At 31.4% G+C, this 24496-nt stretch carries 15 protein-coding genes; 4 read left to right on the top strand and 11 right to left on the bottom strand.

Features of this window, described 5'->3' with window-relative positions; translation table 11 throughout:
- Positions 1-515 precede the first annotated feature (515 nt).
- The 3 genes from BMY86_RS02385 to BMY86_RS02375 are packed head-to-tail and all read left to right on the top strand — an operon-like array spanning position 516 to position 9424.
- A complete protein-coding gene (locus tag BMY86_RS02385) occupies positions 516-6593 on the top strand; it encodes a T9SS type B sorting domain-containing protein (protein ID WP_091464673.1) in 6078 nt (2025 codons plus the stop codon).
- Between the two features lie 3 nt (positions 6594-6596).
- A complete protein-coding gene (locus BMY86_RS02380; protein ID WP_091464671.1) occupies positions 6597-7502 on the top strand; it encodes a PorP/SprF family type IX secretion system membrane protein in 906 nt (301 codons plus the stop codon).
- An 11-nt stretch (positions 7503-7513) separates the two neighbouring features.
- A complete protein-coding gene (locus tag BMY86_RS02375; protein ID WP_091464668.1) occupies positions 7514-9424 on the top strand; it encodes an OmpA family protein in 1911 nt (636 codons plus the stop codon).
- 54 nt (positions 9425-9478) lie between these two features.
- Here the strand turns inward: BMY86_RS02375 and BMY86_RS02370 are convergent, their stop codons facing one another.
- The 10 genes from BMY86_RS02370 to mnmA all read right to left on the bottom strand — a co-directional run bounded on the left by BMY86_RS02370 (position 9479) and on the right by mnmA (position 21941).
- Positions 9479-10087: an HPP family protein gene (locus BMY86_RS02370; RefSeq protein ID WP_091464666.1), complete on the bottom strand. Its 609-nt coding sequence runs from the start codon at positions 10085-10087 to the stop codon at positions 9479-9481.
- 2 nt (positions 10088-10089) lie between these two features.
- A complete protein-coding gene (locus BMY86_RS02365) occupies positions 10090-11352 on the bottom strand; it encodes a chloride channel protein (protein WP_091464663.1) in 1263 nt (420 codons plus the stop codon).
- A gap of 71 nt (positions 11353-11423) precedes the next feature.
- Positions 11424-12959 (bottom strand): YifB family Mg chelatase-like AAA ATPase, encoded by a 1536-nt coding sequence (locus BMY86_RS02360; RefSeq protein ID WP_091464659.1) that lies wholly within the window; start codon positions 12957-12959, stop codon positions 11424-11426.
- Between the two features lie 110 nt (positions 12960-13069).
- Positions 13070-15082 (bottom strand): protein-disulfide reductase DsbD family protein, encoded by a 2013-nt coding sequence (locus BMY86_RS02355; RefSeq protein ID WP_091464656.1) that lies wholly within the window; start codon positions 15080-15082, stop codon positions 13070-13072.
- The gene (tilS, locus tag BMY86_RS02350) at positions 15066-16385 is read right to left on the bottom strand and encodes a tRNA lysidine(34) synthetase TilS (protein WP_091464653.1); all 1320 of its coding nucleotides are present in this window, start codon (positions 16383-16385) and stop codon (positions 15066-15068) included. The genes BMY86_RS02355 and tilS overlap by 17 nt, the downstream gene beginning before the upstream one ends.
- 11 nt (positions 16386-16396) lie before the next feature.
- Positions 16397-17698 (bottom strand): anthranilate synthase component I family protein, encoded by a 1302-nt coding sequence (locus tag BMY86_RS02345; RefSeq protein WP_091464651.1) that lies wholly within the window; start codon positions 17696-17698, stop codon positions 16397-16399.
- Between the two features lie 5 nt (positions 17699-17703).
- Positions 17704-18120, bottom strand: coding sequence for a hypothetical protein (locus BMY86_RS02340; protein ID WP_091464649.1), 417 nt, complete (start codon positions 18118-18120; stop codon positions 17704-17706).
- Positions 18121-18131: 11 nt separating this feature from the next.
- Positions 18132-19070, bottom strand: a complete 939-nt coding sequence (locus BMY86_RS02335; RefSeq protein ID WP_091464647.1) for an NAD(P)H-dependent flavin oxidoreductase — start codon at positions 19068-19070, stop codon at positions 18132-18134.
- 30 nt (positions 19071-19100) lie between these two features.
- Complete coding sequence (locus tag BMY86_RS02330; RefSeq protein WP_091464644.1) at positions 19101-20717, bottom strand: S8 family serine peptidase; 1617 nt, start codon at positions 20715-20717, stop codon at positions 19101-19103.
- A 36-nt stretch (positions 20718-20753) separates the two neighbouring features.
- Positions 20754-21941, bottom strand: coding sequence for a tRNA 2-thiouridine(34) synthase MnmA (gene mnmA, locus BMY86_RS02325; protein WP_091464642.1), 1188 nt, complete (start codon positions 21939-21941; stop codon positions 20754-20756).
- 124 nt (positions 21942-22065) lie between these two features.
- On the opposite strand from mnmA, the gene BMY86_RS02320 reads away from it, so the two are divergent.
- The gene (locus BMY86_RS02320; protein ID WP_091464640.1) at positions 22066-23943 is read left to right on the top strand and encodes a PEP/pyruvate-binding domain-containing protein; all 1878 of its coding nucleotides are present in this window, start codon (positions 22066-22068) and stop codon (positions 23941-23943) included.
- Here the strand turns inward: BMY86_RS02320 and BMY86_RS02315 are convergent.
- Positions 23933-24490 (bottom strand): DUF4956 domain-containing protein, encoded by a 558-nt coding sequence (locus BMY86_RS02315; protein ID WP_091464638.1) that lies wholly within the window; start codon positions 24488-24490, stop codon positions 23933-23935. The genes BMY86_RS02320 and BMY86_RS02315 overlap by 11 nt on opposite strands.
- Between the last annotated feature and the right edge of the window lie 6 nt (positions 24491-24496).

Here is a 24496-nt window from a genome sequence, read left to right as displayed (position 1 = left end):
GCATTAAGAAATATAAAAGTATTCTCTCAAATCTTTTTCAAAAAAAACCTCACTTGTAATTTAGCTCAATTAAAGATTTAACTTACAAATTTTAATCAGTTCATTTTTAATAAGTTGCAATTAAAAGATTATATAGAACCGCTTAACGATTTTTATGTTATTTTTTTGCAAATTAGAATTCAAATCAATTAACTTCGATACATAAACTTTAAATAAAATATTAATTGCCTACCCCAAATTAGCAACATCACTTAATCCAATTCTCAGCTAATCTTAAAAAACAGAATCTACAAATATGTTTTTTAACGAGTTACAGAGATAAAAACATCAACTAAGTATTAATCCATTAAAATGCAGTTTAATCATACTAAACTGTAAAGAGTTTGTCACCTTATGTCATAAGGTAATTGTTGACTTTGCATAAAATATTTTTCTAATGGTAAAATCATCACAACCTAAAGAAAGAATATTTTAAAGACCATTAAGAAGATTGTAAATTAAACAAATCGTGTTTTATGAAAATAAAATCTACCATTCTGATATTATTCATATGCTTATGGGTAAATCAATTTTACGGACAGTTTACACCTCAAAAACCAGATTTGAGAGATTGTGGTAGTGCACCAAATTATTATTTGGATTTTTTCAATTGTACATCAAATAATTACACATTAGATGATGTGTTTTTGAGCATTTCTAATTCATCAGGAGTACCAATTACGACTCCTTGTACCCCTCCAAATATTCAAAATGTATTTTTGTGGTTGAATTATACTTCAAATTCAAATAGTCCGATTAATCAAGTTAGAATTTTTGCTGACATTTTAGTTAAAGATTCAAATGGAAACTTGATGCAAACATTACAAATAAATAGTTATTTAGGTTATGTTACTCCTGGTAGTGGACAAAACCTTTTAAACATTCCGGGTTATCCTTCAGGATTTCCATGGGTATGTGGATACCAACTTGAATTATCTAAATTATTAGTTGTATGGAAAACAAATGGGAACATTAATGATCCAGAATTTTCATCATATGATTGTGGTACATATAGTAAATCGCAATGTGAATTACCTACAAGTTTGATTGTTTCTGCTCCAATGGCAGTACAATTTGATTATACTCAATGTACAACTGGAAATTCAACAACAGTAAATTTTGATGATGATACAAATGGTGGTAATGCACCTTATACGTATTTATGGAATTTTGGGGATTCAACTACATCTACACTCCAAAATCCAACACATACTTATCCCTATCCTAGTGGACCATATACAGTTACACTTCAAGTAACAGATTCCGGTACTCCTCCACAAGTTAGTACTAGTACACAAATAGTCAATCTAATTGCTCCAATTAACATTACGGGAAGCGTTACGTCTTCTCCTTGTTCATCAGGAAGCGTTGGTGCTATTGATATTAGTGTTGCTGGAGGGACTCCTGGTTATACTTATTTATGGAGCAATGGTGCAACTTCTCAAGATGTAACCGGATTAGCTAATGGCACTTATACAGTTACTTTTACTGATTCTGTTGGTTGTACAGCCCAAAAAACCTTTGTTATTTCTGGTGGAGATGTAATCCCTCCAATTGTTACTGCACCTGCTAATCTTACTATTGAAGGATGTAATACTTCAATTTTAGGCTTAAACGGTTATTTTCCTTATTCTTCAACTATTTCAATTATAACTCAAGCTCAATTTGTTTTAGCTGGTGGAACTATAAATGATGCTTCAGCAATATCTAGTGTAACATATGTAGATACAGTTTCAGGAACTTGTCCTAAAGTTGTATCTAGATTATTTACAATTACTGATGCATGTAATAATTCTACACAGGTAACACAAACAATTACTATCCAAGATACAACTCCACCAAGTATTACCTTACAAGCAGATTCTCAAACTGTTGAATGTAACGGTAGTGGAAATGCTGTTGCACTTGCGGCTTGGATTGCTTCTAACGGTGGAGCAACTGCTTCAGATACTTGTTCTGGTGTGACTTGGTCTAATAACTATTCAGGATCTCTTTCTGATTTATGTGGTGCAACTGGTAGTGCAACGGTGACTTTCACTGCAACTGATGCTTGTGGAAATCCTTCTAGCACAACAGCTACTTTCACTATTCAAGATACAACTCCGCCAAGTATTACTTTACAAGCAGCTTCTCAAACTGTTGAATGCGATGGTAGTGGAAACGCTGCTGCACTTGCGGCTTGGATCGCTTCTAACGGAGGTGCAACTGCTTCAGATACTTGTTCTGGTGTAACTTGGTCTAATAACTATTCAGGTTCATTATCTGATTTATGTGGTGCAACTGGTAGTGCAACGGTAACTTTCACTGCAACTGATGCTTGTGGAAATCCTTCTAGCACAACAGCTACTTTCACTATTCAAGATACAACTCCACCAAGTATTACTTTACAAGCAGCTTCTCAAACTGTTGAATGTGATGGTAGTGGAAACGCTGCTGCACTTGCGGCTTGGATTGCTTCTAACGGAGGAGCAACTGGTAGTGCAACGGTGACTTTCACTGCAACTGATGCTTGTGGAAATCCTTCTAGCACAACAGCTACTTTCACTATTCAAGACACAACTCCACCAAGTATTACTTTACAAGCAGCTTCTCAAACTGTAGAATGTGATGGTAGTGGAAACGCTGCTGCACTTGCGGCTTGGATTGCTTCTAACGGTGGTGCAACTGCTTCAGATACTTGTTCTGGTGTGACTTGGTCGAATAACTATTCAGGTTCATTATCTGATTTATGTGGAGCAACGGGTAGCGCAACGGTGACTTTCACTGCAACTGATGCTTGTGGAAATCCTTCTAGCACAACAGCTACGTTCACTATTCAAGATACAACTCCGCCAAGTATTACTTTACAAGCAGCTTCTCAAACTGTTGAATGTGACGGTAGTGGAAACGCTGCTGCACTTGCGGCTTGGATTGCTTCTAACGGAGGAGCAACTGCTTCAGATACTTGTTCTGGTGTGACTTGGTCTAATAACTATTCGGGTTCACTTTCTGATTTATGTGGTGCGACTGGTAGTGCAACGGTGACTTTCACTGCAACTGATGCTTGTGGAAATCCTTCTAGCACAACAGCTACTTTCACTATTCAAGATACAACTCCGCCAAGCATAACTTTACAAGCAGCTTCTCAAACTGTTGAATGTAACGGTAGTGGAAACGCTGCTGAGCTTGCGGCTTGGATCGCTTCTAACGGAGGAGCAACTGCTTCAGATACTTGTTCTGGTGTGACTTGGTCTAATAATTATTCAGGCTCGCTTTCTGATTTATGTGGTGCAACTGGTAGTGCAACGGTGACTTTCACTGCAACTGATGCTTGTGGAAATCCTTCTAGCACAACAGCTACTTTCACTATTCAAGACACAACTCCGCCAAGTATTACTTTACAAGCAGCTTCTCAAACTGTAGAATGTGATGGTAGTGGAAATGCTGCTGCACTTGCGGCTTGGATTGCTTCTAACGGAGGAGCAACTGCTTCAGATACTTGTTCTGGTGTGACTTGGTCGAATAACTATTCGGGTTCATTATCTGATTTATGTGGAGCAACTGGTAGCGCAACAGTGACTTTCACTGCAACTGATGCTTGTGGAAATCCAACTAGCACAACAGCTACTTTTACTATTCATGATACAACAGATCCTGTGATAGATATTCAAGCTAGTAACTTAACAGTTGAATGTGACGGTCAAGGAAATACTCAACAATTAGCAGCTTGGTTAGCTTCAAACGGTGGTGCTTCTGCTTCAGATAATTGTTCTGTGGTAACTTGGTCTAATAATTTCAATCAAAACTTATCTGACGATTGTGGATTAACTGGTTCAGTAACGGTAACTTTTACAGCTATTGATGCATGTGGAAACGATTCTATAACTTCTGGAACATTCATTATCCAAGATATAACTGATCCAGTAATTGATATTCAGGCTAGTAATTTAACAGTTGAATGTGACGGTCAAGGAAATACTCAACAATTAAATGCTTGGTTAGCTTCAAACGGAGGGGCTTCTGCTTCGGATACTTGTTCTGGCGTAACTTGGTCTAATAACTTTGATAATAATTTATCTGATAATTGTGGATTAACAGGTTCTGTAACTGTTATTTTCACTGCAACTGATGCTTGTGGAAATGATTCTACTTCTTCTGCAACGTTCACAATTCAAGATACAACTGATCCAGTAATTGATATTCAAGCAAGTAACTTAACTGTTGAATGTGATGGACAAGGAAATACACAACAATTAGCTGCTTGGTTAGCTTCTAACGGTGGGGCTTCTGCTTCGGATACTTGTTCTGGAGTAACTTGGTCGAATAATTTTAATCAAAACTTATCTGACGATTGTGGATTAACAGGTTCTGTAACAGTAACATTTACTGCAACTGATGCTTGTGGAAATGATTCTACTTCTTCTGCAACGTTCACAATTCAAGATACTACTGATCCAATTATAGATATTCAAGCAAGTAACTTAACTGTTGAATGTGACGGACAAGGAAATACTCAACAATTAGCTGCTTGGTTAGCTTCAAATGGTGGTGCTTCTGCTTCGGATACTTGTTCTGGAGTAACTTGGTCGAATAATTTTGATCAAAACTTATCTGACGATTGTGGATTAACAGGTTCTGTAACGGTAACTTTTACAGCTACTGATGCTTGTGGAAATGATTCTACTTCTTCTGCAACTTTCACAATTCAAGATACTACTGATCCAATTATAGATATTCAAGCAAGTAACTTAACTGTTGAATGTGACGGACAAGGAAATACTCAACAATTAGCTGCTTGGTTAGCTTCAAATGGTGGTGCTTCTGCTTCGGATACTTGTTCTGGAGTAACTTGGTCGAATAATTTTGATCAAAACTTATCTGACGATTGTGGATTAACAGGTTCTGTAACGGTAACTTTTACAGCTACTGATGCTTGTGGAAATGATTCTACTTCTTCTGCAACTTTCACAATTCAAGATACAACTGATCCAGTAATTGATATTCAAGCTAGTAACTTAACTGTTGAATGTGACGGTCAAGGAAATACTCAACAATTAGCTGCTTGGTTAGCTTCAAATGGTGGGGCTTCAGCTTCGGATACTTGTTCTGGAGTAACTTGGTCGAATAATTTTGATCAAAACTTATCTGACGATTGTGGATTAACAGGTTCTGTAACAGTTATTTTCACTGCAACTGATGCTTGTGGAAATGATTCTACTTCTTCTGCAACTTTCACAATTCAAGATACAACTGATCCAGTAATTGATATTCAAGCTAGTAACTTAACTGTTGAATGTGACGGTCAAGGAAATACTCAACAATTAAATGCTTGGTTAGCTTCAAACGGAGGGGCTTCTGCTTCGGATACTTGTTCTGGTGTAACTTGGTCAAATAATTACGGTCATAATATGTCTGATGATTGTGGAACAACAGGTTCTGTTTCAGTAACATTTACTGCAACTGATGCTTGTGGAAATTCTTCTACTACAAGTGGTTCTTTTGTTATACAAGATACAACTGATCCTGTATTTACTTCAGAATTACCACAAAACATAAGTGTTTCGTGTGACGCAATTCCACAACCACAAACATTAACTGGTTCAGATAATTGTAGTAGTGAAATAACAATTGTTTCAAATGATGAAATTTTAGTAGATGAAGATGGATGTGCAGGACAATACACTTTATTAAGAACATGGACAATTACTGATAGTTGTGGAAACGATCAATCATATACTCAAACAATTTCAGTATATGATAATACAGCTCCAACTTTAGTAACTGAATTAATAACAAATCAAAATGTTCTTTGTTCTGAAATTCCAGCTGTTCCTCAATTAGAATTTATTGATAATTGTTCTGGAGTGAATCCGAATATTATTTACAACGAAACTTCAACAACAATTTCTATTTATCAATATGTAATTGTAAGAGAATGGACAGTAAGTGATAATTGTGGAAATGAGGCTACATTTACGCAAACATTAAACGTTAGTGTAGAAGATCCATTTGACGCTATTCCTTATACTATATGTAATACAGAAACAGTCGATTTATTCACTATTCCTGGATTACCTCAAAATTTAGCACAATTAAATGGTACTTGGGTTGAAGTAAACTCTACTGGAGCACTTACAGGAAGTATTTTTAATCCCGCAAATCTAATTTTAGGCAACTATTACACAATAAGATATATTGTTGATTTAGAAGACAATGACTGTCCTTTAATTTACGAAGTATATATACATGTAGATTGTGAAGTATTAGCAGCCTGTGATATTGTAGTTTATAATGCAATGTCGCCAAATGGTGATGGATTAAATGAAATATTTATGATAGATGGTATTACTTGTTATCCAAACAATAATGTACAAATCTACAACAGATGGGGAGTGAAAATTTATGATGAAAACGGCTATAACAATGGATCAGTTTCATTTAAAGGAGATTCTGAAAATAAATTGACACTTGGTAGCGACAAATCGCCTGGAGATACTTATTTTTATGTTTTAAAATATAAAGATTCAGAAAACAACTCTCATGAGAAAACAGGATATTTATACATTAAATACTAGTCTATGAAAAATTATATATACAAACTGCTGTTCTTTTTCTGTGTTTGGAGTTACGCTCAGCAAGACTCACAATATACACAGTATATGTATAATACCATTAATGTTAACCCAGCTTATGCTGGAACAAGAGAAACATTTAATGCGTTTGTTCTACATAGAAATCAATGGGTTGGATTAGACGGAGCTCCTGTTACCAATACCGCATCTGTAAATACAAATTTAGGCGATAGTAAATTCGGACTTGGAGTTTCATTTGTGAATGATAACATTGGTCCAACTCAAGAAAATGCTATTTCTGCAGACATATCTTATATCATTCCTTTAAACGGAGAATATAAATTAGCTTTTGGTATAAAAGGTACTGCAAATTTTTACAGTCTTGATGTTAACAAATTAACTATTTTTCAACAAGGTGACCCAGAATTTCAAAATTTAAATGGTAAAATTTCACCAAATTTTGGTACAGGTGTTTATTATTATTCTGATAAATTTTATGTCGGAGCATCTGTACCAAACTTTAACAGAACGAAATATTACGATGCAAATGAAGTTTCAATAAATTCTAAAGAAGTTCACTATTACTTAATTTCAGGTTATGTTTTTGATTTAAGTCCTTCAATTAAGTTTAAACCTTCTTTTATAACTAAATTTAGCGAAGGTTCACCTTTTCAAGCAGATATTAATGCAAACTTTATGTTTAACGAAAAATTCGTGGTTGGTGCATCCTACAGATTAGAATCTGCTGTGAGTGCATTAGTTGGATTCCAATTCTCAAATTCATGGTTCTTGGGATATGGATATGATTTAGAAACTACCAAATTATCTAATTATAATTCTGGTTCACATGAGATATTTTTAAGATATGAAATCTTTAAAAATACTAGAATTTCAACACCAAGATTCTTCTAAACTTTTGAATTATGAAAAAAATTATCGTACTCCTATTATTTGTTTCATGCTTCAGTCAAGCTCAACAAGCTAAATTAAATAAAGCAGATAAAGAATTTAATTCATTTGCTTATGTTGACGCCATAGAAGTTTATGAAAAAGTCTTACAAAATGGTTATAAATCACCAGAATTGTATGAAAAACTTGGTAATTCGTATTATTTAAATGGAGAAAGTGAAAAAGCTGCAAATTGCTACAAATCACTTATTGAATATAATACTGAAATTGATCCAGAAATATATTTTAAATATTCACATTGTTTAAAGGCTTTAGGCAAATATGATGAAGCAAATAAAATGATGAGTATTTATTATGACAAAACCTCTAACACGGGAAGTAAAAAAGAATTAGATTCTTATTTAACTGAAATTAGAAATAATTCTAGAGATTATATCATTAAACCAACAGATATCAATTCTGAATTTTCAGATTATGGTCCGTCGTATTATGCAAATAAGGTTTATTTTACTTCTGCAATTGATACTGCTGCAGTAAAAAAGAAAATACATGAATGGACTGGACAGAATTTCACAGATATTTATGTTGCTAATGTAAATAAAGATACAACTCTAAGTTATTCCGGAAATTTTTCTAAAAAAGTAAATACTAAATTTAATGAATCCTCTCCTATTTTTACTAAAGATGGAAAAACAATGTATTTCACAAGAAATAATTTCTTAAATGGTAAAAAAGGAAAAAGTGAAGACAAAAGTACTTTCGTAAAAATTTACAAAGCCACTTTAGTTGAAGGTGAATGGGGAAATATTACTGAATTACCTTTTAATAATAATCAATCAAGTTTTGCGCATCCAGCACTTTCTTTAGATGAAAAAACCATGTATTTTGCTTCAGATATGGCTGGAACTAATGGTTATTCCGACATTTATAAAGTAAAAATAAATGCAGATGGAAGTTTCGGAAGTCCAGAAAATTTAGGGAAGCACATCAATACTACTGGGAGAGAATCATTTCCCTCAGTTGATAAAGAAGGTAATTTATATTTTGCATCTGATGGGCATTTAGGATTAGGTGGTTTAGATTTATTTATTGCAAAAATTAATAGCGATGGAAGTTTTCAAAACCCAGTGAATTTAGGTGAGAAAATCAATAGTCCGAAAGACGATTTTGCAGCAACCTTTTATGATAAGATTTCGGGTTTTTTTACTTCAAACAGAGATAATGGAAAAGGTTTTGACGACATCTATTATTTCAGAGAAAATATTTGTAAACAAAAAGCGGAAGGAATTGTATATGATGCTCAAACAAATTTACCAATAGCAGGAGCTACAGTTATTTTGTTTGATGATGATATGAAAGAAGTTGAAAAAATAAGTTCTGACGACAAAGGTTTTTACACTTTTAATGTTGATTGTAGTAAAAAATATTACATCCGAGGTTTAAAAGAAGAATACGAGCCAGCTGAAGTTAAATTAATCACAAATGCAGTTCATGAAAAAGTAAATAAAAACGATTTATTTCTTTCTAAAAAACAAATTCCAATTGATGAAGGAACTGATTTAGCAAAACTATTTAACATCAGTAAAATTTACTTCGATTTAGACAAATCTAATATTCGTCCGGATGCAGAAGTACATTTACAAAAAATTATCGAAGTGCTGAAACAATATCCAAACATGACGATTGATATTCGTTCGCATACAGATAGTCGTCAAACACATAAATATAATGAAGCTTTATCTGACAGAAGAGCAAAATCTACTTTAGAATATATTGTTAAAAACAAAATTGCTAGAAATAGATTAACGGCTAAAGGATATGGTGAAACTCAGTTAGTAAATAAATGTGCAGATAATGTACCTTGTACTGAGGAAGAACACCAAATGAATAGACGAAGCGAATTTATAATCGTAAAAATGAAATAATTCACGACTCTTTTTAATGGAAAGTCCCTGTAATTTTAATGCAGGGATTTTTTTTTATTTCTTCCTAGAATATTTCGGAAAAAGAATAAGTTTATTTCTTAAAACTTCAAATTTTTTATTGACTGGATAAATTCTGTTTGAAGTCATATTGTTAAAAATAATCGCCACAAAAAGTAAAATTAAAACACCGCTTAAAACAGGAGAAATCACATAAAAATATCCCAACTTTTTAATCGTTTCCGAACCTGTAACGGCAATCAAAGCAGTTGCTCCGCCAGGCGGATGTAAGGTTTTTGTAATTTGCATTAAAACAATAGATAACGAAACCGCTAACGGTGCAGAAATCCATAAAATATCAGGAACAAGCTTTTGAATAGTTACTCCGATTATCGCAGAAACTAAATGACCTCCAACTAAATTTCGCGGTTGTGCTAACGGACTTTGAATAACCCCATAAACCAACACACTCGAGGCACCAAAAGAACCAATTAAGAAAACTAAATCCGAAGTTGGTAAAGTTTGTGACTGTAAATAAGCAATAATTCCGATGCCAAAAAACGAACCAATAAATGACCAAAAATGTTCTTTAAAATCGATTAGTGTTTCTTTATAAAAGATATATCTCGTTTTTCTGTAACCTCTTTTTATCTTTTGAATGGGCATATTTACGCTTTAATTGGATTCAAACTATAACTATAAACCGTATGAGGAAAAATATATTTAGCTGTATATTTTGAAATCAAACAAACCAATAATATCGGAATAAACAATGTGTAATCGTTGACAATACTACAAACTAAAAACAAAGAGGTAAAAGGCGCATGGATACTAGCGCTCAATAAGGCAGCCATTCCAATAATTATAAAATTAATCGGCAACACATTCGCATTAAAAAATGTGTTTAAAAATGTCGCAACGAAAAACCCTAAAAATGCACCGATGACTAAACTTGGAGCAAAAACGCCACCATCACCACCAGAAGCTAATGTAATAGCAGTAATTATAGGTTTCAATAATAAAATTCCGAAAATAGATAGGAAAAATTTCAGTGAAAAAACAGTATTTGGTTCTGCTAATATTTCTTTAATTCCGTGATAACTATCTCCATATAAAATTGGTAATAACAAAATCGCACAACCAATAATTATCGTTCCGACTAAAACTTTATTCTGATTTTTTTCAATTTTAACGAATTGCGATTTAAAGTACAATACGCTTTTCGTTAGGAAAACAGAATTCAATCCAGCCAAAACTCCTAAAATCATAAAATATGGAATCGCATGAAAATTCCATGTATTCACTTTAATTAAAAACAATGTTGGTTCGTCTAAAATATAAACCAATAATGAAGCTACAAAAACAGCTATTAAATTTGTAAACAATAAAGTTCTATTGACTTTTCTTGAAATCACTTCTACTGCAAACAAAATTCCAGCAATCGGACTGCTAAATAAAGCGGTAATTCCAGCAGCAATTCCGGCACAAATTAATTCCGTTTTATACTCTTGTAAAAAATTAGCTTTTTGTTGTGCTACTGATCCAATCGTTGCAGAAGACACTACGGTAGATACTTCAATTCCTGTAGAACCTCCAAAAATAACTGTAAAAAATCCATTGATAAAATGCGATGGAATTTTATAAACTGGTAAGTTTTTATTCGAGCTTTCGGTACATTCAAAGATTTCCTTGATTCCTTTATTCTCTTTATTCTTGAACATATACTTACGTAGAAAATAAATAATTGTTAGTCCGAATAACGGAAATAAAAAGTATAAAAAATTAAGTTGATTCGCTTTTAAGAAAAATATATCTTCATAATGTTCCGTAATTCTTTTTAAAGAAACTGCTAAAAAAGCTGCTAAAAAACCAATTAAAACGGAAACTAGCGTTAATTTCTGAAATACTTTATACCGTGATTTATGTCTCATTTATACAATTTAGTTTTTACAAAAATAATCAAATTAATAAGGGTAATTTTTAATTATCAAAAATTTAACTACTATCCTAACCAACCTTCTCTATCTAAACTTCTATATTGAATGGCTTCAGCAATATGATGTGAATACACATTTTCAGAATTATCTAAATCGGCAATCGTTCTTGATACTTTTAAAATTCGATCATAAGCTCTTGCGGATAAATTCAAACGTTCCATAGCCGTTTTTAATAATTGCAAAGAAACTTCATCTAAAGCACAATATTCGCGAATTAATTTGCTACTCATTTGTGCATTATAATGAACGGATGTATACTTTTCAAATCGATAAGTTTGAATGTTTCTTGCAGTTGTAACGCGTTTTCTAATTTCATCACTACTTTCTGCTTTTCGAGTTTCCGATAGTTTTTCAAAAGGTACTGGTGTAACTTCAATATGTATATCGATTCTATCTAAAAGTGGTCCAGAAATTTTACTCATATAACGTTGCATTTCCATTTGTGAAGCGGTAGTTGAAGTATTCGAATCGATGAAAAAACCACCAGGACTCGGATTCATACTTGCTACTAACATAAATGAAGAAGGATAAGTAATGGTAAATTTTGCTCGAGCAATAGTAACTTCTCTATCTTCTAAAGGTTGACGCATAACTTCCAATACTTCTCTTTTGAATTCTGGCAATTCATCTAAAAACAAAACACCATTATGTGCTAAAGAAATCTCACCCGGTTGCGGATAGCTTCCACCTCCTACTAAACTCACCGAACTTGAAGTATGATGTGGCGCTCGAAACGGACGTTGTGTTAACAATCCAGCTTCTTTAATTCTACCAGTTACCGAATGAATTTTAGTTGTTTCCAAAGCTTCTTGCATACTCATTGGTGGCAAAATACTAGGTAATCGTTTCGCAAGCATTGTTTTTCCAGCGCCAGGAGGCCCTATCAAAATAATATTATGCCCACCTGCAGCAGCGATTTCCATGCATCTTTTAATTGATTCCTGTCCTTTTACATCTGCAAAATCAAACTCGGGAAATTCTAAATTTTTGGCAAATTCTTCTTTTGTATCAATTTTTGTAGGAAGTAACGTTTCTTTTCCTTCAAAAAAATTGATGACTTGCAAAACATTATCAACTCCGTAAACATCTAACTCATCTACAATAGCAGCTTCTTTTACATTTTGTATGGGCAAAATTACCCCTTTAAACCCTTCTTCCTTAGCTTTAATAGCAATAGACAAAGCACCTTTTATAGGTTGTAAACTACCATCTAAAGACATTTCACCCATAATTATATAATTGCCAACTTCTTCTGATTGTATTTGATTGGAAGCGGCTAAAATTCCAATAGCTAGTGTTAAATCATAAGCAGAACCTTCTTTCCTTAAATCGGCAGGAGCCATATTTATGGTGATTTTTTTTCCTGGAAGATTATAATTATTGTTTTTTAGAGCAGCAGCTATTCTGTAACTACTTTCTTTTATCGCTGAATCTGGCAATCCAACTAAATGGTATCCAATACCTTTATCGATATTTACTTCTACAGTTATGGTTGTAGCATCTACACCGAATACGGCGCTACCGAAGACTTTTACTAACATGGCATATACTTTTTAAATGGCTTATAATGGAACAAATGTAGGAAATTATTTAAAATAAAAAAACCTGTAAGAAATTAACTTACAGGTTTTCAGAAATTAAATTTAAGTATTTATTTTTTTGTAGCAGCGGCAATACCGTCTTCTAACCATTTTTTATATTCTTGAATATCCGTAGTATATGCAATTGGTTTAGAAGCATCTTCACCATCATTATTTAAGATTACATATAACGGTTGTGAATTACTATTGTATCTTGTAATTTGAAAATCCGTCCATTTATTTCCAATTGTAACTATTTCTTTACCTGTTTTAGACACATATTGTTGCTCTTTAGGTAATTCAATTTTTCTATCACAATATAAAGAAATTAAAACAACTTTTTCTTTAATGATTGGCAGAATTTTAGAATCAGACCAAACTTTATCTTCCATCAATCTACAATTTGCACAATTATCTCCTGTAAAATCTAACAATACTGGTTTGTTTACTTTTTTAGCATAAGCTAGTCCAATTTCATAATCATCAAAAGCAATGATTCCATGTGGACCTTGGTGTGCATGTTCTGGTAAATCAATTTTTGCATTTGAATGATTTCCTCCAATTCCGTTAGGAATTTCACTATAAGTTGAAGGTGGTGTTAATCCACTTAATATTTTTAATGGCGCACCCCATAAACCTGGAATCATATATAAAGTAAAAGTGGTAACTAAAATTGCCATAATTAAACGACCCACTCCTATTTTATCTGCTTTTTCATAATCGTGAGGTAACATATACTTACCAAATAAATATAAAGCCCAAGCTGCAAAAATGGCAATCCAAATAGCAATAAATAATTCTCTTTCTAATAAATGTTTTTGGTAAGCTAAATCAGCATTTGATAAAAATTTAAAAGCAAATGCCAATTCTAAAAATCCTAATGAAACTTTTACTGTATTTAACCAACCACCCGATTTAGGCATAGAATTTAACCATCCAGGGAACATGGCAAATAACATAAAAGGTAATGCAATGGCTAATGAAAATCCGAACATTCCAACAACTGGAGCAATTCCTCCATTTCTTGAAGATTCAACTAGCAGCGTTCCCACAATTGGTCCAGTACATGAAAATGAAACAACTGCTAAAGCTAATGCCATAAAAATGATTCCAATCATTCCGCCTTTATCGGCCTGTGAATCTAATTTTGTAGCCCATGAACTTGGTAACATAATTTCAAATGCACCTAAAAACGACATTGCAAAAACAACTAATAATCCGAAGAAAATTAAATTGAAAGTAGCACTAGTAGATAATTCATTTAAAGCTTCAGCCCCAAAAATAGCTGTAATTAAAGAACCTAATAAAACGTATATTACAATAATAGATAAACCATAAATAATGGCATTTTTAATTCCTTCTGCTCTCGATTTACTTTGCTTTGTAAAGAAAGAAACTGTCATCGGAATCATTGGAAAAATACAAGGCATTAAAATAGCTGCAAATCCTCCTAAAAATGATAAAATGAATAAAGTCCATAAACTTTTATCTTTTTTATCTTCTGGTTTATCTACATTAGTATCTTTGATTGGAGCAGCAGCTTTTTTTACAGTATCTGTATTTGTTGGAGCTACAGAATCCGTTGATGTGGAAGAAGTATCTACTGCAGCTGCATCTACTGTTTCAGCAATTTTAAGTTCAGGCAACTTAAATTTCAAATTGGAAGTAGTTTGCGTACATTTTCCATCAATACAAGCTTGCCCGTCAGCTAAAACATCAATCGTTTTTAATTTCGGATTTAAAATTTTAACGCGTTGTGTAAATTTTGCAACACCAAGAAAATAGTATTCATCTAATTCAAAAATATCATTATATGATTTTTTGTATTTTCCTTCCTTTGTTTTACCAATTAATTGATAATTTCCTTTTTGATTTTTATACGTAAAAACTAAAGGGATTGGTCCACCTTCTGGAGTAAATTGAGAATATAAATGCCATTCATCATCAATATCGGCAGTGATTATTAAATCTAATTCAGTATCAGAAACTTTCACTACATTTGAACTCCATTTTACAGGTTCAACTATTTGTGCAGTTCCAAAAAGAGTAATTAGTAAGGCTAATAAACTAAATATTTTTTTCATTAGTAAAAGTAATTTTTATGGTGTGTTGGGTTGTGTTATCTATTTTAAATCGATCATCAGCTCTATAACCAATAATCCAAACAATTTCATTTTTGCTTTCTAAAATCCAAGTATCTTGTTTTTGAAAAAGTGTAAATTTTTCATCTTTAAAAAACTTACTAACTTTCTTTTTTCCTTGCATTCCAGAAGGATAAAAATAATCTCCTTCTTTCCATTTTCTTATTTTTATTGGAAATTGGATTTTACTTTCATCCACAAATATAATGTTCTTCAATGAATTTGAAATGTCACTTAGGTTACACAATTCAAAATTTAACGGAAAATTAGGTTTTTCTGTTATAGAATTGATAATATATTCTTCATTTTCTTTTTTTTCTATTTTAGAAAGAATTAAAAATGCTCTATCTTTTAGCAAAACATATTCATCCGAAAAAATTTGTTTTCCCGATTGTGAATGTACCAAATCAAACAAATCATCCCAAGCCGAAAAACCATATTTGTGTAACCATTGATATAAATATGCTTTGTAATTTGTATATGAAAGTAATGTAGAAATTGTAATTTTTAATTGATTATTTTCTTCAATAACTACATTCTGATAAGCATTTTGAACAGCATCATTAATTAAAGATTGCTCTTGTTTTAAATTTTCTAACGTGTTTTGAAATGACGATAAAAAAGATGGATTTAATTCCTTAAAAACCGGAACCACTTGATGTCTGATTTTATTTCTAACATATTTATCTGAAGCATTACTACTATCTTCTCTCCACTGAATCTGATTTTCTTTTGCATATTCTTCAATTTCTTCTCTTGAAAAAATTAATAATGGTCGGATGATGTTACCATTTACAGAAGGAATTCCTGTAAATCCATCTAAACCTGTACCTCTTGAAAAGTTAATTAAAAATGTTTCTACTTGATCATCTAAGTGATGTGCAGTTGCAACATAATCAAATTTTTCTTTTTCAATTAATTCATGAAACCAATCGTAACGTAATTTTCTGGCAGCTATTTGAGTAGATAATTTATATTCTTTTGAATAATTTTCCGTATTAAATTGAATGGTAAAACATTCTATTTTATTTTCTTTAGCAAATTGCTTTACAAAAGTTTCATCATCGTTACTTTCAGTTCCGCGCAATTGAAAATTACAATGTGCAAGAGCAAAATTTAAGTTTAATTTATGAAATAAATAAGTCATAACCATACTATCTATTCCACCACTTGTTGCTAAAAGAAGTTTCTTGTCTTTTAGGAAGCTAAAGTTTGAAATAATATGATTTTGAAATTTTTTTTCCATTTTTAAGTTAATTAATTAGCTTGAAGAACCTCAAACATTGCTTTGGCTTTCAGTAAACATTCCTCATATTCTTTTTCTGGAATGGCTTCAGATGTAATAGCACTTCCTACTGAAAAACTCAAATATTGATTGTCAGAATTATATAAAATACTTCGAATAACAACATTAAAATCGAAATCACCATTAGGTGTAAAATACCCTACTGCACCGCTATATAATCCACGTTTTGTTTCTTCTAATTCTTCAATAATTTGCATGGCTGAAATTTTTGGCGCACCAGTCATACTGCCCATTGGAAATGTAGTTCTTAAAATTTCAATTGGTGAAGTGGTATGATTTACAGTTGAAGTAATAGTTGAAATCATTTGATGTACTTGTTTGAATGAATATATTTTACATAATTCTTCAACTTGTACACTTCCTTTAGTTGCGGTATGAGATAAATCATTTCGAACTAAATCAACAATCATAATATTTTCAGAACGTTCTTTCGGATTATTCTCTAATTCAATTTTATTTTGATCGTCAATTTCAATATCGAAACTACGTTTTGCAGTACCTTTAATCGGCTGAGAAATTACTTTTTCACCTTCTTTTTTTAAATAGCGTTCTGGTGAAGCAGAAAGTAAATAATGTTGATTCTTTTTGAAAAATACAGCAAAAGGCGGATTAGAAATCTGATTCAATTTTTGATAAATTTCAAATGGTTCAACACTTCTATCTTCAGCAAAAAATTCCATACAAAAATTCGCTTCATAAATATCACCACGATGAATATGAGACAACATTTTTTCAACCTTTTTTAAGTAATTTTCTTTTGAAATTCGTTGATTAATTTCAATATTTTGACTTGAAATATTTGATTGTATTATTACATTTTGAATTTCATCAAAATCATATTCAACTTCATCATCGCACATATTTAGATATTGAATTTCAACTTCATTCCCTTTGATAAAAAAGATCTTTTTAGGTTGAAAAAAATACAAATCTGGAAAATGTAATCCGTCAAAATTTTGAGAATTCAAATGTTCAACATCATTTTTTAAGTCGTAAGATAAATATCCAAAAAGCCAATCGTTTGCTTTAGATTGGTATTGATACAAATCTTCGAAAGCTTTTTCAAAATCTGTTTGAATAGAAGTAAATGCTTCAACAGCCACAACAAAATCATATGATTTATACAATTGATTTTCATTGTTTTCGATATTACTATCTAATACGATAACTTCTCGAAACTGTTTGCTCCAATACAAAAGTTGCTCTTTAAAAAGAGCAACATTAGTTATGTATTTTGAAATATTTGTACGCAAAGATTTTATTTTTTTTCACCCATGTAAACGATATCGTATTCGATAATCATTTCTTCATTAGTAATATAAATTTGTTTGTTCGGACCAGCATCTTTCGGTGAAATGATAGTGATAACTGTTTCTACACCCTGATTGTCGACACATAAATATTTGTTAGAAGTACCTTCAGCATTTTCAACTTTATCTTCATATTTGTAGATATTAAAAAGTTGAATAATTTCAGAATAAATTACAAAACGATGTTTGTTTCTATCCAATGTAATTAAAATTTCTGTCGGTTGTGTTTTCGACCATTTTGTCCATTGTTCGTTATTTGGATTTTTCAATGAAACTGAATAACCAGTAGTTTTAAATTCATACGTTTGTGAAAATCCTAATTGACAGAAAAACACAAAAAATAAGATCGCAACTAATTTTTTCATTTTAATAAAATTTATAATTTATTTACTTCGTTTTTAGCTTCATTAAACTCTGCAATAATATTGCCAATTATTGTTTCAACAGGTAAAATATCATGAATTAAACCTGCAATTTGTCCAATTTCTAATTCGCCTTCTACTAAATCACCTTCAAACATACCGCGTTTTGCTCTAGCTCTACCCAATAAAGTTTTCAAATCATCAACCGATGCACAATTAGCATAAGCTTCTTGAACATCATAAAAGAATTTATTTTTAATCAATCGAACCGGAGCTAATTCTTTCAAAGTAACTAACGTTTCTCCTTCTTGAGTTTCTAAAATAGTTTTCTTAAAATCATCGTGAGCACTTGATTCGGTTGAGGCTGCAAAACGACTTCCCATTTGAACACCATCAGCTCCTAAAACCATTGCTGCTAACATTCCTTTTCCTGTTGCAATTCCTCCAGCGGCAATTAATGGTATTGTAACATTTTCCTTAACCATCGGAATTAATGTTAACGTTGTGGTTTCTTCACGACCATTATGACCACCTGCTTCAAAGCCTTCTGCTACAACTGCATCAACACCAGCTTCTTGTGCTTTTAAAGCAAATTTTGAACTACTAACTACATGTACAACTGTAATTCCTTTTTCTTTAAGAAAAGTGGTCCAAGTTTTTGGATTTCCTGCAGAAGTAAAAACGATTTTAACGCCTTCATCTACAATAATCTGTATGATTTCCTCAATATTTGGATACAACATTGGAACATTTACTCCAAAAGGTTTGTCAGTTGCTTTTTTACATTTTTGGATGTGTTCTCTCAACACTTCAGGATACATAGAACCTGCTCCAATTAAACCTAAACCTCCAGCATTACTAACTGCACTTGCTAATTTATATCCACTGTTCCAAATCATTCCACCTTGAACAATTGGATATTGTATTCCAAATAATTGTGTTATTCTATTCATTATCATTAATCTGATTTTATATCAGAAATTTTATTTTTTAATTATTTTTCCTTGAAAGGATTTATCTGCATCAAAATTATAATAATAAATTCCGTTTGACAAATTTTGAATATCAATAGAATTGTTTTCTGATGAAATTTCTTTACTTAAAATATTTTGACCTAAAGTATTGTATAAATAAACGGTTCCTTTTTGATTATATTGTAAATGAAAAGAAATTTGATTTTCTGCAGGGTTTGGATAAACTGAAAAAGCATTATCGTTATTTATTTCTTCTAAACTTAATGCTGAATTTAAAGCCAATTGAAAATCTGGAATTCCATATCCTTTATAAATGGTTGGAGTTGCGTATAAGTCTGCAGATTGTCTGATATAATTTACAACTTGTTGAGCAGTCAAATTAGGTATAGCCGACCAAAATGTAGCAGCCATACCAGCTAAAATTGGCCCAGAAAAAGATGTTCCACTTGCAGTAATAATGGTTCCAGAAGTATTACTAACTGTTGCATTTAATCCTTTTGCACAAACATCTGGTTTAACTCTATTATCATATGAAGGACCAATTGAACTAAAAGTTGCATAGGCTTCTGCACTATCTACAGCTCCTATAGTTAAAGCACCTATAGCATCTGCCGGTGTTGAAATATGTGGCTCTCCAGTTGTTCCAGAATTACCAGCACTTACTACAACTACAATACCTTTGCTGAAAGCCATATTTGCACCTTTTGAAGCAAACGTTTTATTTCCAATCATGTCATCATATTGATGCGAATAATTTGGATTATCATAAACCGAATAACCTAAAGACGAATTGATTACATCCGCACCATAATAATCGGCTAATTCTGCTGCTTCCACCCAATATGATTCTTCAACAGGGTTTTCAGAATTTACATCTTCCGTAATAAATAAATAATATCTAGAACTAGGAGCAGTTCCTACTAACTGTCCATCTACAAATCCACCCATAGTAGACAAAACCATTGTTCCATGATTGTGTCTAGTATAGTAGTTAAAATTTCTATCTGGAAAATTATATCCATTAATTATTTGGTTATTTGTAATTAAGTTTTGAAATGGTGCAGCTGTATTAACTCCAATAAAACCTGAATCTAAAACCGCTATAATTTTACCTTGTCCCGTATAATTTTGTTGGTGCAACAAATGCCCATTAAGCATTTCAATTTGATTTTGAGAACCACCATAATTATAAGTGGTTTGCGTGTCTAATTGCTTATTTACAGGTCTTATTTCAGATGATTTTTGAGCAATTCTTCCACCTGGATTTAAAGAATGATTTGCATATTTGATTGTACTTACAAATGGTAAACTTGATAATGCTTGAATATCTGTTAAAGTCCCTCGAATATGCAAAGCATTCATCCATTTTGAAGAAGCCATAATTATAATTCCATTAGCATTAGTAACTTGGTCAATATACGTTTGTTCAATAGGAACATCTGTAATATCTAATGGAATATTTTGAGCTGCTCTTCGATCTAAAGAACGCTGAGTTAACATTGTTAATGGATTCGCTAAAAAAGTAGCAGAGTTAGGCTTATTGCTAAAATAAACCCAAGCATCTTCTATTTGAGAATATCCAAAATTGGCAACAACTAACAAAAGTATAAAGTAAAATTTCTTCATAACGATAAAGTTTTACCAAATATAACAAATTTCTACTTAAGAAATTACGCCACTTCCTTGTAATTCATCATCATGATACCATGCCACAAATTGACCTTCAGTAATTGCAGACTGTGGATTTTCAAAATGAACATACATACCACTTTCGAATTGATGTAATGTTGCTTTTTGCAAAGGTTGACGGTATCTAATTCTGGCCATTACCTCCATTTTTTCACCTGGAGCTAATTGTAAATCCTCACGAATCCAATGTACTTCTTCAGCTTTAATAAATAAAGTATTTTTAAATAAACCTGGATGATTTGGACCTTCACCCACATAAATAATATTATTTTCTACATCTGTTTGAATTACAAACAAACCTTCTTTTGTTCCACCAACATTTAATCCACGACGTTGACCATTCGTAAAATAATGCGCTCCTTGATGTTTGCCTTTTACAATTCCGTTTGAATTAGTGTAATCTTTATTTTGAGCCTCATAAGCTAATTCTGATTCTAAATTTTCAAAACGTGGTTTTGGATTATGATAGATTTCATTCGTTTCTTTAATCTCTACAATAATTCCTTCTTTAGGTTGTAATTTTTGTTGTAAAAATTCAGGCAAACGAACTTTTCCAATGAAACAAAGTCCCTGAGAATCTTTTTTCTCAGCAGTAACTAATTCCATTTTAGTCGCAATTTCTCTTACTTCTGGTTTTGTTAATTCACCAATTGGAAATAAAGCTTTTGCTAATTGTTCTTGCGATAATTGACATAAGAAATACGATTGATCTTTATTATCATCTTTACCCGCTAATAATTGATGAACTTCTTTGCCATCAACCATAATTGTATCTTTACGACAATAATGACCTGTTGCCACATAATCTGCGCCTAATGAAAGGGCGATTTTCATGAAAACATCAAATTTAATTTCTCTATTACATAACACATCAGGATTTGGAGTTCTACCGTTTTCATATTCTTTGAACATGTAATCGACAATTTTCTCCTGATATTGTTCTGATAAATCTATAGTTTGAAAAGGAATTCCTAATTTTTCTGCAACTAATAAAGCATCATTACTGTCTTCTAACCACGGACATTCATTAGAAATGGTAACCGAATCATCGTGCCAATTTTTCATAAAAAGGCCAATTACATCGTAACCTTGCTCTTTTAAAAGATAGGCTGCAACGCTTGAATCTACTCCACCTGAAAGTCCAACTACTACTCGCTTCATTTTTTTAAAATATTTGTGCAAAGTTAATGTAATTTCAACAATATCAATAATCAAAAGAATCAATAATAGTATAGAATAAATTAATAATATTTTCTACTTTTAACTGGATGAAAAAATTTCAAAAATGAAGAAAAATTTAGTTTTACTAGTATTCTTTTTTACTGTTTTAGGAACGGCTCAAAATTATGTTTCAACTTTAAAAGACAAAAAAACTTTTGATATTTTAAAAGGTAAACCATTAACCGATAAGTTTTCTAATATTGAATCTTTAAAAATTGTTTATGATTTGAAAACTAGAAAACTATATTATTTCAACAGTATTCAATCGAAATTACATTTTGATTTTGTAGTGAATTATTTATCCTATTCTGGAGATATTGAACAATTTAATAGAGAGAATTATAGTGATAATGAAAAGGCTAGAGATTTTTTATTGGGAAACATCAATCATATTAAAGGAAAAGACAAATGGGTTTTAGAATTAGCGGCTTCCGATCATATGCCTATAAAACTCATCGAATTTTTATATAAAGAAGTTGAAAAAAGTAGTTTTATTGGAAATAAACTCAAATTCTACTTAAACAATCAAGTAAAAATTGAAGCTTTTGAAAAAAAGGAATTCAATATTCCTTGTGTTAAATCGGATTATATTTTTAATGAATTAGAATACCAAGAAGTTTCGGCTGGAAGTTGTGTTGGTATTTTGAAATATTATACTTTAAAACAATTAGATTCTATTCAACCTAAAAAAGATGAAATAATTGTTTTAGATGGAACTCCAGATTTATTACCAAATGTGAAAGGAATCATTGTCAATGAATTACAAACACCTTTAAGTCACCTAGTCATTCTTGGAAAAAACAGAAAAATTCCAATTATGGCTTATAAAAAAGCACAAACTGATTACCGTTTAAAAAACCTAAACAATGAAAAAGTAGAATTAAAAATATTGGTTGATACTTTTTACATTGCAAAATCTGATAAAAAAATCACTTATAAAAACCAATCTAATTTAATCAAATTAAAATCCGATTTAACTGTAAAAGAGTTGGTGGATTTATCAAATTCTTCCAAAAACAATAGCAATAGTATAGGAGCAAAAGCACAGAATTTAGCTTACTTAATTGACATTTCTAAAGAGTTAAAGATTAAAACACCAGAAAATGCGTTTGCAATTCCGTTTCATTATTACAAAGAACATGTGAAACATAAAAAAATAGACGGTTTAATTTCGAAACTGAAGGATATTCATAAAGATTCGACTCAATTAATCAATAATCAATTGAAAAAAATCCGATCGGAAATAAAAAAACAACCTATAAATCAGAAATTAATTAAACTTGTTACTTCTCGAATTTCGAGTCAAACTGATTTTAAAAACTTCCGCTTTCGTTCTTCAACCAATGCAGAAGATATTGACGATTTTAATGGCGCTGGATTATATGAATCGAAAACAGGAATTTTAGGTGATACTGTTAAAACATTTGAAAAAGCAATAAAACAAGTTTGGGCAAGTGTTTGGAATGAAAGTTCGTATTGGGAACGTGAGTTATTTGGAATTGACCAGAATTCGATTGCCATGGGTGTTTTAGTCCATCGTGCTTTTCCTGATGAAATTGCAAATGGTGTAATAATTACGAAAAACTTACACAGAACAGATTTACCAGGAATTACTGTAAATATTCAACATGGAGAAAATTCGGTTGTAAAACCAGCAAAAGGAGAAGTTTGTGAGCAATTTACCATTTATGATTTTAATGAATTCAACACTCGCAAACATGAATACGAAGTAGATTATATATCTCATTCGAATTTAAACAACAATCAAAATCTAATGAATAAAGAGGAAATCAATTCTTTATATGAAGTTTGTAAAAAAATAGAAAGAAAAATGAATCGTTGTTGGAACAATTTAACCAACAAACCGGTAGATATTGAATTTAAAATTATTGGTAAAGAAAGAACAATTTATATTAAACAAGTTCGACCGTTTAATAATTAACTTTAATATGCACTTCTTTTGAAATGGTATTGATGGAAACAATATTGTATTCAAAATGTTCTAATGCAATTTTAGAAGCAATAATTTCTTTTATTTTATCGTCTTTTAGAACTATTTCTTCATAAAAAGGAATAATGATTGTGGTAGATTGAAAGTGTTTTCTTGGACTTTTATCTACTAAAATTGAAGCTACAATATAGAATCCGATAATTATACTCTGAAAAAACAATAAATACCCAACTTTATCCATTGGATACAACATATCTAAAATGGAAAGTGTAATTATTGCAAATAAAAACACAATTGCTTTCAAGGAAAACGTTTGTGCACGAAATCGTAAAATTGAAAAAATTGCAAATAAACCAAAACCAACACCAAGTCCTAAATCAATTCTAGTAAATAAATAAGATAAAGAAAAAGTACAAAATCCTACGATAATGATAAATGGATTTATAGTAACATTATCGTTTCTATTTGAAAAAAAATATAAAATTATCGCTGAAATCAGAAATAATAAAAAACGACTTGCTAGTTCTATAAAATCCATAAAAAA

Origin of the sequence: Flavobacterium urocaniciphilum (genome assembly GCF_900110615.1) — a bacterium.
GTDB lineage: Bacteria > Bacteroidota > Bacteroidia > Flavobacteriales > Flavobacteriaceae > Flavobacterium > Flavobacterium urocaniciphilum.
Note: the sequence above shows the minus strand (reverse complement) of the source record. Positions and strands in the feature narration are given on the sequence as shown.